9 protein-coding genes are annotated in these 13,178 nt (G+C 35.4%); 3 read left to right on the top strand and 6 right to left on the bottom strand.

The window, feature by feature from the left end; all coding sequences use genetic code 11:
- Positions 1 to 20 precede the first annotated feature (20 nt).
- Complete coding sequence (locus ACMAZI_RS09005) at positions 21 to 1,742, bottom strand: hypothetical protein (protein ID WP_120404750.1); 1,722 nt, start codon at positions 1,740 to 1,742, stop codon at positions 21 to 23.
- A gap of 174 nt (positions 1,743 to 1,916) precedes the next feature.
- On the opposite strand from ACMAZI_RS09005, the gene ACMAZI_RS09000 reads away from it, so the two are divergent.
- Positions 1,917 to 3,833: a hypothetical protein gene (locus ACMAZI_RS09000; protein ID WP_115362440.1), complete on the top strand. Its 1,917-nt coding sequence runs from the start codon at positions 1,917 to 1,919 to the stop codon at positions 3,831 to 3,833.
- A gap of 24 nt (positions 3,834 to 3,857) precedes the next feature.
- Here the strand turns inward: ACMAZI_RS09000 and trxB are convergent, their stop codons facing one another.
- Together trxB and ACMAZI_RS08990 are read right to left on the bottom strand one after the other, a co-directional pair.
- Positions 3,858 to 4,787 carry a thioredoxin-disulfide reductase gene (gene trxB / locus ACMAZI_RS08995; RefSeq protein WP_115362442.1) on the bottom strand — a complete coding sequence of 310 codons (930 nt, stop codon included), beginning with the start codon at positions 4,785 to 4,787 and terminating at the stop codon, positions 3,858 to 3,860.
- A gap of 25 nt (positions 4,788 to 4,812) precedes the next feature.
- Positions 4,813 to 4,998 (bottom strand): hypothetical protein, encoded by a 186-nt coding sequence (locus ACMAZI_RS08990; RefSeq protein ID WP_115362444.1) that lies wholly within the window; start codon positions 4,996 to 4,998, stop codon positions 4,813 to 4,815.
- 100 nt (positions 4,999 to 5,098) lie between these two features.
- Here ACMAZI_RS08990 and ACMAZI_RS08985 point away from each other — a divergent pair, with 100 nt between their 5' ends.
- Both ACMAZI_RS08985 and ACMAZI_RS08980 read left to right on the top strand, forming a co-directional pair.
- Entirely contained in the window at positions 5,099 to 6,661 is a 1,563-nt protein-coding gene (locus tag ACMAZI_RS08985; protein WP_133296950.1) for a hypothetical protein, read from the top strand.
- 9 nt (positions 6,662 to 6,670) lie between these two features.
- Positions 6,671 to 7,792: a hypothetical protein gene (locus ACMAZI_RS08980; RefSeq protein WP_412473323.1), complete on the top strand. Its 1,122-nt coding sequence runs from the start codon at positions 6,671 to 6,673 to the stop codon at positions 7,790 to 7,792.
- A 22-nt stretch (positions 7,793 to 7,814) separates the two neighbouring features.
- On the opposite strand, the gene ACMAZI_RS08975 is transcribed toward ACMAZI_RS08980, so the two are convergent.
- From ACMAZI_RS08975 to secA, 3 genes are read right to left on the bottom strand one after another with little or no spacing between them, the layout of a single operon-like run.
- Positions 7,815 to 9,131, bottom strand: coding sequence for a glycerol-3-phosphate dehydrogenase/oxidase (locus ACMAZI_RS08975; protein WP_412473324.1), 1,317 nt, complete (start codon positions 9,129 to 9,131; stop codon positions 7,815 to 7,817).
- A 21-nt stretch (positions 9,132 to 9,152) separates the two neighbouring features.
- Positions 9,153 to 10,580 (bottom strand): hypothetical protein, encoded by a 1,428-nt coding sequence (locus tag ACMAZI_RS08970; protein ID WP_412473325.1) that lies wholly within the window; start codon positions 10,578 to 10,580, stop codon positions 9,153 to 9,155.
- A gap of 25 nt (positions 10,581 to 10,605) precedes the next feature.
- A complete protein-coding gene (secA, locus tag ACMAZI_RS08965; protein WP_115362455.1) occupies positions 10,606 to 13,167 on the bottom strand; it encodes a preprotein translocase subunit SecA in 2,562 nt (853 codons plus the stop codon).
- Between the last annotated feature and the right edge of the window lie 11 nt (positions 13,168 to 13,178).

The raw sequence follows: 13,178 nt of genomic DNA, 5'->3' as shown, positions 1-13,178 counted from the left end.
CTGTCAAATTCAATTCCAAATTAAGATGCTTTTTTTGTCATTAAACTTTCAACAAATATCTTTTCGGTTTTGCTATAAGCTACGGATTTATCACAAGAATTTAAGGTATTTAGAATATATTCTTGTAGTTGACTATTTTTGTCGCTGTCAACGATAGTGTCACTTTGTCTCTCTTTAATAGGTATTTGAAGTACTTGCTCGCTGTTGTCGGCCTTTTTGTTTAACTTTAATATGGCCTTTACTATTAGTGCATGAAGTTCTTGATTATTTATATCCCACTTGGCAGATTCTAATTTATTAATTGTCTCTTGAGATATTTTCTTATTTTCCATATCTCTTTTCTTGCATTCAAATTGAATATAGTATTGAGCAATCTCAACAATTTCGGCCCTTCTTAATCTTAGGGGAGGAATATTTAATTTCACCGTTGTAATATGATTATATAAGTCTGTAAGGATGTAATCATTCTTCTCCAAGGCCTTTAGATCATTTGATGCAATGGTTATGATTCTAAGTTTTAATGAACTTATAAGATTATAAAAAATCGCCTGATTTTCTAAAGAGAGCTTTTCTATATTTTTTACTATTAAGTCGTTAATTCCATTATTTGATACTTGCTCAATAAATTCAAAGCTTTGATTCTCTGATTCTTCAAAATCAATTATCAAAGAGTTCTCACTACAAACATATTTTGCATATTCAAGTTTTCCAACTCCGGCCTCGCCGTGAATATAGAGATTCTCCCTTGTGTTCTTTATCGTGTTTAAAGTGTTTATAATCGCAAGTCCTGTATGGCTACGATCTGAGAAAATATAATGATTAGGTAATTTGTTCTTTACTGTTTCAAGACCTGAGTTATTTTTTGAATTATAAAAGTATGAAATCAAACCAGAGACAATCTTGATATTTTCAAGCATTGTAATATTGAACTTATCACCTGAAAGTGTGTTTGAAAGGCAAAGAGCTCCAATACTTTCGCCATTATAATTCACTAGCGGTGCCAGTAGGATATTTTTAATATCAAAATCAACGCCAGTTGCACTTTGATCATTGAATGATTTATTAATGATAACTTTGTTGAAATATGCCTCATTCAATAGTCCATTGAATGTTTTTCCAAGTAGTGTGTGATCACTATTTGTATGATCAACCTCAAAGTCTTTTGTTTTAGAGTTAAATAAATAGATATGATAATTTTCACAATGAAAAATCGTTGGTAGCTCAGACAGAATTGTTGTTAGTTTTCCCTTAAAGGCCCTTTCAATTAAGCTTTGAAAAAGCGAGAAGAGTTCAACGCCATCATCTTTTGAGATCTTGATTTTATTTTGGCATATTTGAAATAATTTATCTTTTAACTTTGCAGTCTTGTAGTGTGATAAGAAATCTTTTAAAAAATATTTTAATACCGTTGTTTGTGAATCAGGTGAAATCGAAATCCCATATATTGTTTTTGTTACATCTTCACAATAGATAAATGATCGAATAATTCTACCTGTTAGCTCAAAGTCCCAGTTATTAAATATTCTATTTGTTTGAATTTTAATTTTTACATTTTCACCTATTGAGTACTTTTGAGTGCTGATGAAGTTTAGGCCTGAAAGATTGATGGAGTCTATTTGTACGTTATTAGTCTTTACATTCTCTCTTTCAAAAGTAATTACTTCAGCATTAACTTTATCCCCTTCATGGATAGGGAAGCGATAAGACTTAAAAAACTTATAGTTTTGGATGTTGTAACGCAATTTTTCCTCAAATAGATAGTAATGTAATATCTTTCTTATCGGGCATATTAGTAGAGAGTTTATAGCTTTAATGAGTAAAGCTTATTAAATATTTATAAATTTCGATATTTCCTCATTCAGTCGTTAAAGTTGGCCACTTTGTAGGTCGATAATATTTGTACAAGAGGTCAGAAATTGAAGAAATTACGTAATTATCGAATAAAACTAAAAGAGTCAGATAAGGTAAAGTGTATCTTATATGAAATGGTAGGAGACTCTACCTCTAATGCATTTAGGGTAAAGCTAGATAATATTTCAACAACTGGAATTGGTATTCTAATAGGTGAATACGTTGATAGCACTGTCTTTAAGGTTGAAATTATTTATAAAAATATTAGATTATTACAAACTGTAAAGCTTAGACGTTACCGTCCTAACTTTAATAATCGTGGTGATAATTATTTAGGCCTTGAGTTTGTTGAATACGAAGTTGAAAATATCATGGACTTAATGACTAAATTAGTTGCATCCATGAGTCGTTTACGTCTTAGAGACCTTATGTATGATATGGTACTAAACGAGGCCGTTGCAGGAAATTTTGATTCCAGTACGATACCAGATAGTGAAGCAGATAAAGATCAGCAAGTTTCAACTTCTATGATTTTAGACCTTTTTCAAATCTTTAAAAACTATAATAATAAAATTGAATTGATAAAACTCTTTGTTATTGAAGTTCAAAGAATAGTAAAGGCCAAAGATGCTCGTATTTTTATTGTTGGCCATGATGAACAGACTTTTAGTGAGTTTGATTTTGAAACAAGTGACGTGATGGAGCTTGAGTATCCAATCGTTGGAATCCTAGAGGAACTTTACAATAACCCACGTGGTATAAAATCGAAGTTTTCTCAAAGTTTATCAAGTGATGAGTTTTTTAATATGTATGAAGTTGTAAATAATACGACAATTTCTACTTATATGATGTGTCCTATTTTTGATCATAACGAAAATATCTTTGGAATTTTAAATTTTTCAAATAAAGAAAAAGGTGAGTTATTTACTGACAATGATTTAAAGCAGGCAATGTTTTTGGCCAGAGTTATGGGGCTTTTATATTTCTATGATAATGCAGAGGTAACCAATCAGCTGGATTATGAAAGTGAAAACCTTGATACAAATGTCGCTTTTCATACTTCTTTAGGCGTTAGTTTATTTGCTAAAAAAGCACAAGCATTTCTAGAGCAATATTCTGGGCATGATGTAAAAACACCTGTCTATGTGTACGGTGATGAAGGAAGTGGGAAATTTCACCTTTGTAAGAAGATTGCAAAAAGTTCAAGTAGTGAAAATCAGCATGTTGAGATTATCAATTGCTTTAGTAAAATGGATAAGAAGGCCGTTGATCTTAGGATTGCAAGAATTCGAGATAAGGTTGTAAATGGTAATGTTATCTTTAAAGGCCTTGATAAAGTTTCTATAGTAACAGCAAAATATATTATCAATGAAGTTGGTAATAATGAGAGTTTTCGTCTTCTTTTTACAGGTAGTGAATATATTGAAGAAATTGATATTCCTTCTTTCAAAACAATTTCATTAAATGAAAGAAAAGAGGATATTATCTTCTTTGCTAATTACTTTATCTCACAATATAGTCTTAAAAATCATACAACGAAAAAAAGATTATCTCATGAAGTTGCTCAAATGCTCATTGACTACGATTGGCCAGGAAATATCGCTGAGCTTAAGGCATGTATTGCAAGACTTATGATTTTTAATAAAGGTAGTGGAAGCTTATCCATTAGAACTAGCGACATTACACCTTTGTTTGAAAATGAAGGACAACCTCAAATTTCAATAGATGCAAATGATCTCAATATAAAGGCATTTGATGAGCATGATCTAAGTAATCAAGAATGTGCGGATCTCTATCTTTACTTCTATGTTGCTAAAAAACTTAAGGATGGTGCTGTTGGGCTTAAATCAGTAGCAAGTGAAATGCTGATTGATTATGATGATGTTGTAAATCGATTAGAAAATGGAAGTGTCGTTGTTAAGAGGTTATTTAATGAAACAGTTGACCGAGTTGAATTATATCTATCAAATAATGTGGCCTAGTTTAAACTAGGCCACTTTATATATTTATTCGTTTTCTTCTAGAAATCTTTCTGCGCGAATTGCAGCTTCACAACCTGAACCGGCCGCTGAAATTGCTTGGCGGTAGTAAGAGTCTTGAACATCTCCACAAGCATAAATACCTTCAACATCTGTATCAGGGTGCTTTCCTGCAGTAATAATAAAGCCATGATCATCAAGCTTTACTTTTCCTTTTAAGAAATCAGTATTTGGCTTGTGTCCAATCCCCATAAATAGGCCATCAGTTTCACGCTCTGTAACTTCACCAGTTTTAAGGTTTTCAACCTTAATCGCTTTTACGCCAGAATCATCAGCGATAATTTCTTTAACAGCGCTATCCCATACGAATTCAATTTTTTCGTTATCGAATGCTCTTTGCTGCATTGGCTTAGAAGCTCTAAGCTCATCTCTTCTATGGACAACATATACCTTCTTAGCAAATTTCGTTAAGAATGTAGCTTCTTCCATAGCAGTGTCTCCACCACCAACTACGTGAACAATTTGATCACGATAGAAGAATCCATCACAAGTTGCACATGCAGAAACACCTTTACCAATAAGTTCTTTCTCATTTGGAAGACCTAGGTACTTTGCAGATGCTCCTGTTGCTACGATAACAGCATCAGCAGTGTATTCCTTGTCGCTATCAACAGTAAGCTTGAATGGTCGCTTAGTTGTATCAATATCTGTGACAAAACCGCTCAGGTATTCAGTTCCAAAGCGTTGTGTTTGTTTTTTCATATTTGCCATTAGATCTGGCCCCATGATTCCCTCTGGAAATCCTGGAAAGTTGTCGACATCAGTAGTTGTCGTTAGTTGACCACCTGGCTCATGTCCTTCGATGACAAGTGGGCCTAGGTTTGCGCGAGATGCGTAAAGGGCCGCAGTATAACCTGCTGGACCTGATCCTATGATAATGACTTTGTGGTGTGCCATTGCTTAAACTCCGTTTTAATCTGTATTATTCTATTCCAAGTTCTTTTTTGATCTCTTCAGGGCGATCATCTTCTTCTGGATGCATGTCGTAATATGCATTTACGCTAACTAAATCATCTGGATTATCTGCTTTTTTAGTCGTTTTATAGATTTCGCCAGTCATTTGACATTCATATTTGAAAATTTGAAGCTTTTTCTTTCTTCTGGCCATGTTTTCCTCCGAAATGCATGATGCATTGTGGCATTTTTTGTAAAAATATACATACTCTACCATATTGTTTCAAATACTTCCATTCGTTATAATTAAATATATGCAGAAATCTAAACAATTTTTTATCATTACCGTGCTTGCTTTTTTTCAGCTCAATTCACTCGCCATGATGGGGGCCAAAGTTATTGCACTTAGTAAGAGTGGCCGAAGCGTTAAGCTTGATGTGGGAAAAGTAGCGGGCCTAAAGACTGGTGATGTTGCTGATGTTTCTATAAAGCTTGGAACGCTTGAGAAACCAAAGTTCATCTATCTTGGTAGTATTGAATTGCTTAAGCTTTCTGATCGCTCATCAAGTTGGTATTTCAAAACTATTTCTGGTGATAAATTAAATCGATCTAATTTCAAAAAAGATGATTTTATTCGCCTACAAATTCGCTCTAGAAGTGAAGCTGGACGAAGTAAAAAGAAGCCTGTTTATAATGTTAAAGCATTTGAGTCTAAAAATGTTAAACGAAATAATCGTTATGCAATAGATGGCGTTGTTCCTGCAAATCTTGTCCAAGAAAAAGAAGTTCCAAATGAGGAGAACTACGACTCTGACTATACTGATAATACAACCTATAAAGTTACAGAAAAATCGATATTAAAAGACGGTAATGAAGTTATCGTAGAAGATGGCCGCTTAAAGTATAAGTATATTAACTCAAAGTTAAGTCCTGTTGATGTTTCACGTTTATCAGATGAAGACTTAGATACTACATTAGGATCACAGCACCAGAATCAATTATCAAAGATCTCATCTAAGCAAGATGGATACGAAGAAATGTATTATAACGGAAGGGGAAGTCTTACTGGCCCAACATCATCGCTTTCGATTCAAAATACAATGGATGAAACTCTAGCTAGAGAGCGAGCTAAAAATAGTGTTACTCCTTCAGCTAAAGCAGCTCTTAATAAAGAAGGGCCTTTGTGGTCTGCGGATATGGACTCAGAACAATTAAGTAATTATCTCAAGGCTTCAGGTATTGCTCGTGAAAAATTTAGAAGAGAGAACGTTTTAGCGATTGAAAGTGGTAATGAGGTACAATTTAGTTTTATTTCAAACTTGCTTGCTAACTACTCTGATTCTGATAGTAATCATCAAAATCTTGGTTACGGGCTAGCAATAGGTTATGAATTTCATTTAATTCGCGCCCACAAAGCACTAGGTAAGTGGAGTGTTGACTTTGGCCTTGATGCTACAAATTTAAATGTCGATATTGGTGGTGTAAACGCCAGAATGACATTTACAAATATTGGCGCTCATATCAATTATTACTTCTATAATACCCCATATATCAGAAATAAGCTTCAAGCCTATGTTGGCCTTGGTATTAAACGAGGCGTAGGTGAGGCAACTTCTGGCTTTTTAAATGGGTATAGTTATGATTATGAATCGGTGGCCTTACCTTCTATTACATTAGGGGTAAAGACACGACTATCTTCTTTTAGAGACTATGAACAAGGAAATATGTTCGGATGGGGAATTGGAGCTAAGTTAAATTATGAGCTTTTAAGTTTAAACCCGATTAGTGAGTTAGATAGTAGTGATGATAGTAATTACACATTAAATCAAACAGTAAATAATATAAAATTAATAGCAAGTTTAAGTATGTTTTTTTAAGGGATAAGTATGACAGGACGTTTTAGTAAATTAATTATTTCTCTGATATGCCTTCTTGGCCTATTCAGCGCAAGTGCATTAGATATTGATGAGAAATTAACTTTTAGAATTCTTCAAACTTCAGATACTAAGAAAACAATTCTAGTGAATCGAGGCCTAGAAGATGGCCTTGTTGTAGGTGATCATGCAAAACTCTTCATTACTACTGGTGTCTTTGCTAGAGGTGTGGTTATTCGTGCAACACCATCACGCTCAGTATGGAGTATTTATCGAATTGTGAAACCAAATGAGATTCACGTTGATAAGGTCGCTAATCTAAAAATCTCTTCTCCTGTTAAGTTAACTGAAGACCGTACAAAATCTCTTCAGGCCGCAACTTCTGGAAGACAAATGGGAGAGCCTGTTGATGTTCAAAGACAGAGAAATTCATCTCGAACTCAAGTTGTACAAGATACACCAAGAACATCTTATGATGAACAAAGTGAACTCGATGCAATTAAGACAACTGGTTTTGCAAGTGATCAAAGTATCGAGCGTCGCACTCCTAGTAAGATTTTATCTGATAAGAATATGGCCTTCAATATCTCGGCCGGCCTAAATATGTTGTCTGGAACATATGATAATGTTGGTGATGCTACTGATGCTGAAATTAGTGCAATCGGACTTAATGGAGAGTTTGAGTATTTCTTTGCTAAGTCTGACTCATTCCTTCAAAAGTTCTCACTTAAGGCAACTTTAGGTTACTATTCTGGTGAGACTGGAATTGCAGGCTCAACTGCAACTTCTATAGACTTTGGTGGTGCAGTGGATTTCCATTTTATAAATCCACTTGCAACAAATCGTATAACACCTTATTTAGAGGCCGGATTTGGACTATCTTTAGCAACTCTTGATGCGATTCCACAATCGTCAGGATCTTCTGTAACTGAAAGCTTATCTGGTTCTGGTACGTATATGTTTGCAGGAGCAGGTGCTAAATACACAATGGATTCTGGTTTTGGTTTCTATGCAAAAGGTGATTACTTTTCAACGTCTTCTACATTTAGTATTGAAACTGGTGGATCAACTGTGGACAACACTATCGACTTCAGTGGTTTTAGAGCAATTGCTGGAGCATATTTAAGATTCTAAAATATATACAGGCGCTATCTTCTTAGTAGCGATAGCGCCTTTTAAGGTCTTCTTCACACCTAACAAATTCATACTTTTTCATCTCTTCAATTTGTTCTTGTGTTGCTTTATCCTTAAAGGGATTGTAGCGCATTTTAAATCGAAATGGCGCTACAGTCTTGCTATGGTCATAGGCCTTTTTGTGATTATGAACTATGATTCTGGTTACATCTTGTGCCATTGTTCTAAATGTTGTGTATTTCCCACCAACTAGAACATGGCAATTATGTAATGGTTGATAATGTTTGTGTACTCTTGCCGTTTTTCCTAGAGCTGCTGTTGAGTCATCTTTTACAAGAGGTCTTATTCCTGCAAATGAAGAAAGTATGTCTTCTTTTTCAACGTTTGCCTTTGGAAAGTATTGATTTAGGTTTGCTAAGAGATAAGTTATCTCTTCATCACTTGGAGATAAGTCAAAGTAATCTTCTTCTACTTTTGATTCTGTTGTTCCAACAAGAATACGATCCCCTTGTGGTATAACAAATATAACTCGTCCGTCATTAGGTGTTAGTAAGATGGCCGTTTCAATATTTAATCGATCCTTATCAAGCCATATATGACTTCCCCTTGATGGAAGAAGCTTTGGATCCCAGTGAATATCCTTGTTCATAGACATAATCTGGTCAGTGAATGGCCCTGTTGCAAAAACGATATCCTTACAATAGATTTTCTTCGATTCACCGGTGATTTCATCTTTTAAAGTAACAGCAACTTTTTTACTTTCTAAAAACTCATACTTCTCAAGTGATGTATGGTTTAGAGCATGACATCTTGGATTTAGTGCGCCATCTCGTAGGACTTCAATTGTAAGCCTAGCATCGTCAACAACAGCGTCGTGATAAACACCACTTCCTCTAAGGTCTTGTCCTTTTAGGTCTTTATTTATTGCAACTGATTCTTCTTTTGATTTCATCTCATAAGGAGAGTTTTCAAAACTAGACAATAAATCATAAAGAAAAAGTCCAATTCTAATCATCCACTTAGGTCTGATGGAGTCAGAGTATATAGGAAGATAGAACTTTTCTTCAAAGCATAGATGTGGAGCTATTTTTAACCATAGGTTTTTTTCATGTAAAGCTTCCCAAACAAGAGGGAAGTCAAAGTTCTCAAGATAGCGAATACCACCATGTAGCATCTTAGAGCTCTTGGAACTTGTTTGTGATGAAAAGTCTTTCTTGTCGATAATGAGACAATCGATATCATGAAGACTAAGGTCTCTAAAGACTCCTGCGCCTACAATCCCTCCACCTATGATTATTGTGCTATATGTATCTTTTGTTTCACCTAAGTTTTTAATCATTATATCTACATCTTTTATTTTTTATTCACTAGCTTCTAGGTAGACGAAGTCTCCATGGGCCATGATGATATTATAATTTTTTCCGTTAATTTCTTTTTGTCCTATATTAAAATGAATAGAAATAACGGCGTTTGCACCTTTTTTATATGCTTCTTTTCTTATGTTTTCACCAAAGTATTCAACGAGGTTGATGGAAGAGAAATCGTCAAATTCACTACGGTCAATTTGTTCGTTAATTTGCATTGGTCCCAAGCTATGTATGATTTTATAACCAGGGATGTATGGTGATGTACTTAAGGCCACATCTTCTTCATTAAATTCTTTTTTTACGAAATGTTTTGATTTATTTTGTAAAATTGAGCGTGGGCCCGTTAGTCCTCTTTGATCAGTGTGATCATAACTGTCGCTCTTGTGAATTTCATGAGCTAGAGCAACTTTTATATTACGACAATATCGTCTAAGCTTTCCTGCAAGAGTGATGGCACTAAATTCGCCTATTTGAGCGATTAATAGCTGTCCACTCTCAAGTGACTTTCGGTAAAGATCTTCATTTCCTTCCAGGAGGCCAAATTCATTTAGAGTCGCAAGAATACTATCTTCAAATTCCTCTGTATTAATACCTTGTAGAAGAATTGAAAAAGGAGGGTTGCCTCCGATTGCGGCCTTTCCATAAGTTGAATTTGTTGCAAAATCTCTTACATCGCTTAAGTCTTCTTGAATCTTAGTACTCAAGTCTGGAAGGGGAGTTGTCTCTTCGTAATTAACTTCTTCCATTGAAATCTCTTGATCTGGAGTGTCTTCAATATCTTGGTTATCGTCATTAGAGAGTTCTATTTCTGCTATATCATTAGTGTCGTCTTCTTCAGTAAGAATATCTTGATCAGTAATTTCATCTGATGGGTCATCTTCATTACTAAAGGATACTTCGTGGTCGTCTTCGAAATTTTCGAAATTTTCGGAATCTTTAGAATCTTCAAAGTCGTTTTGAGAGCTTTCTTCTTGTGAGTTCTGATCTTGTAAGTCATCTTCTGGCCAAGCATTGTTTTGGTCTTCTTCGTATCCATCTTGGTGTTCATTTTGGTCGTCGTCTTGAAATCCCTCTTGAAGTCCCTCTGGGTCTTCTTCATTATCATACGACTCAAAACTATCATCGAAGTTATTATCAAATCCTTCGTTTGAATTATCGTCTGCTTGGTCTTCAAAGCTTGCTTCAAAATTATCATCAAAACTTTCTTCAAAGTTATTTTCTTCAATCGCCTCGTCAGGATTTTCAGGAGTGCTATAGTCAAATGATGATAACTCAACTTCTGCTTCATCGCTCTTTTGATCTGAGTCGTCTTCAGCTTCAATATCGGCCAGGACCTTATCGAGATCGTCATCACCTTGGTGAAGGAACTCTGATAGATCTTCGATTCGAGTTAGGTCGTTTTTGTTATCACCATCTGACATTGTTTTTTACGCCTTAATTAATGCTTTATGAGCCGTGACAGTGCTTATACTTCTTACCAGAACCACATGGGCAAGGATCGTTTCGACCTACTTTAACTTGTCCACGTGAGCGTGGAGCTTGCTGTTTCGGTTCTTCGCGACCTTCTTCCTCTGCTATTCTCTTGGCCTTTAGAGCATCAAGTTGTCTTTGTAATTCTTCTTCTTGCTCGCGTCTTAGTACTTCAATCTCTTCTTGAGTATAAAGCTTAACAGTGAACATATTTCTAACAACACTCTTTTTTACTTCGATACGCATTTGTTCAAAAAGACCAAAAGCTTCACGCTTGTACTCATTTAAAGGATCTTTTTGAGCGTATGCCTTAAGATTGATACCTTCTTTTAGATGGTCCATATTTCTTAAGTGATCTTTCCAGTGTTGATCAAAAGTTGAAAGAAGAATCTCTCTAAGAGCAAGTGTCACTTGTTGTTCATCATATCCCGCAAGTTTACTTTTTAAGATTTCTTTTGCCGTCTCCTCAAAGTACTTACTTACGTCCCCTGAGAACTTATTTGAACATTCAACAGCTGATACTTCGTAGTCAGTATTAAATGTCGTGCTAAAACCACTTTTCATATCTTCCCAAGGAAGATCTTCTAGAGGAACTTTCTTTTGTGGGCGATAAGTATTAAATAGGTCATCTGCCACATCTTCTGTCATTTCATCTACAAAGCCGCGATTGTCATTGTCTGAGAGAATGTCACGACGAATACGATATATAACTCGACGTTGCTCATTCATAACATTATCAAAATCAAGAAGGTGCTTTCTTATTTCAAAGTTATGTGTTTCTACTTTCTTTTGGGCCTTGGCAATAGCATTTGTGATCATGCTGTGCTCGATTGGCTCATCTTCTTCCATTCCAAGAGTGTTCATCACTTTTGCAATACGATCACTACCAAAGATTCTCATTAGATCATCTTCTAGTGATAAGAAGAATTTAGAATGTCCAGGGTCTCCTTGACGACCAGAACGACCACGAAGCTGATTATCGATTCGACGAGATTCGTGTCTTTCAGTACAAAGAATATAGAGACCACCAAGTGACTTTACTTCATCATTAATTTTGATGTCTGTACCACGACCGGCCATATTTGTTGCAATTGTAACAGTACCTTTAACACCTGCATTTTCAATAATACCGGCTTCTTTTCCGTGCTGTTTTGCATTTAGAACATTATGCTTAATTCCTGCCTTTTCTAGTTCGGCAGATAGTAAGTTAGATGATTCAACTGTAATCGTACCAACAAGTACTGGTTGACCTTTTTCATTTAACTCTTTGATTAAGTTAATGATGGCCTTATGCTTTGCTTTCTTATTCTTATAGATAACATCAGCTTCATCAATACGTGCAATTGGAAGATTTGTTGGGATAACAATTACATCTAAGTTGTAGATCTTTTTAAATTCTTCTGCTTCTGTGTCTGCAGTACCAGTCATACCTGCAAGGTTTGCATACATTTTGAAGTAGTTTTGAAATGTAATCGATGCAAGAGTTTGGTTTTCTTGCTTAATTTCTACACCTTCTTTTGCTTCAATTGCCTGGTGTAGACCGTCTGACCAACGAGAACCTGTTTTAAGACGACCTGTGAATTCATCGACGATAATAATCTCACCGTCTTTGATGATATAGTTTGCATCTTTCTTAAATAGGTGATGAGCACGAAGAGCTTGATTTAGGTGGTGAAGAAGTGAAGAGTGTTCAACATCAAATAGGTTGTCAACCTTAAGCATTTCTTGAACTTTTAAAATCCCTTCTTCCGTAAAGATCGCACTCATTGCTTTTTCATCAATAGTGAAATGCTTCTCAATCGTAAGCTTTGGAATAATTTGGTTTGCTACACCATATAGATCTGAACTTCCTTCCGATGGCCCAGAGATAAGTAGTGGAGTTCTTGCTTCATCAATAAGGATTGAGTCAACCTCATCCACAATACAGTAGTGAAAGTCTCTTTGAACATATTCTTCAAGAGAGAACTTCATATTATCTCTTAAATAATCAAAGGCAAATTCATTATTTGTTCCGTATGTAATGTCAGCGCCATATGCTTTTTGGCGATCTTCGTCTTCCATATCAGCAATAATGCAACCAACACTTAAACCAAGCCAATTATAAAGTTCACCCATCTCCTTAGCATCACGTTGAGCTAGGTAGTCGTTAACAGTAACGAGGTGAGCACCTTTTCCTTCAAGTGCCTTTAAGTATAGTGGAAGGGCCGCTGTTAGTGTCTTACCTTCACCGGTCTTCATTTCTGCAATGATTCCCTTGTAAAGAACAATACCACCGATGATTTGTACATCATAAGGTCTCATGCCGAGAACTCTTTTTGATGCCTCTCTTACCGTTGCAAAAACTTCTGGGAGAATGTCATCAAGCTTTGCACCATCTTCAATTAATTTCTTAAACTTTGGTGTTTGGGCCTTGAGCTCATCATCGCTCATCTTTTCCATCTGAGCTTCAAGAGAGTTGATTTCATTAACAATTGGCATAAGCTTTTTGATATCGCGATCGTGCTTAGTACCAAATAGTGATTTAAGCGGATTAAACATTTAAATTTCTC

It is taken from the genome of Halobacteriovorax sp. YZS-3-1 (assembly GCF_047084945.1).
Lineage (GTDB): Bacteria > Bdellovibrionota > Bacteriovoracia > Bacteriovoracales > Bacteriovoracaceae > Halobacteriovorax_A > Halobacteriovorax_A vibrionivorans.
This window is presented reverse-complemented; position numbering and strand designations above follow the sequence as displayed.

Bases quoted from the DNA above. Each gene is read 5' to 3' on its own strand.
- trxB (WP_115362442.1), bottom strand. From the start codon at position 4,787: ATGGCACACCACAAAGTCATTATCATAGGATCAGGTCCAGCAGGTTAT.
- ACMAZI_RS08990 (WP_115362444.1), bottom strand. From the start codon at position 4,998: ATGGCCAGAAGAAAGAAAAAGCTTCAAATTTTCAAATATGAATGTCAA.
- ACMAZI_RS08985 (WP_133296950.1), top strand. From the start codon at position 5,099: ATGCAGAAATCTAAACAATTTTTTATCATTACCGTGCTTGCTTTTTTT.
- ACMAZI_RS08980 (WP_412473323.1), top strand. From the start codon at position 6,671: ATGACAGGACGTTTTAGTAAATTAATTATTTCTCTGATATGCCTTCTT.
- ACMAZI_RS08975 (WP_412473324.1), bottom strand. From the start codon at position 9,131: ATGATTAAAAACTTAGGTGAAACAAAAGATACATATAGCACAATAATC.
- ACMAZI_RS08970 (WP_412473325.1), bottom strand. From the start codon at position 10,580: ATGTCAGATGGTGATAACAAAAACGACCTAACTCGAATCGAAGATCTA.
- secA (WP_115362455.1), bottom strand. From the start codon at position 13,167: ATGTTTAATCCGCTTAAATCACTATTTGGTACTAAGCACGATCGCGAT.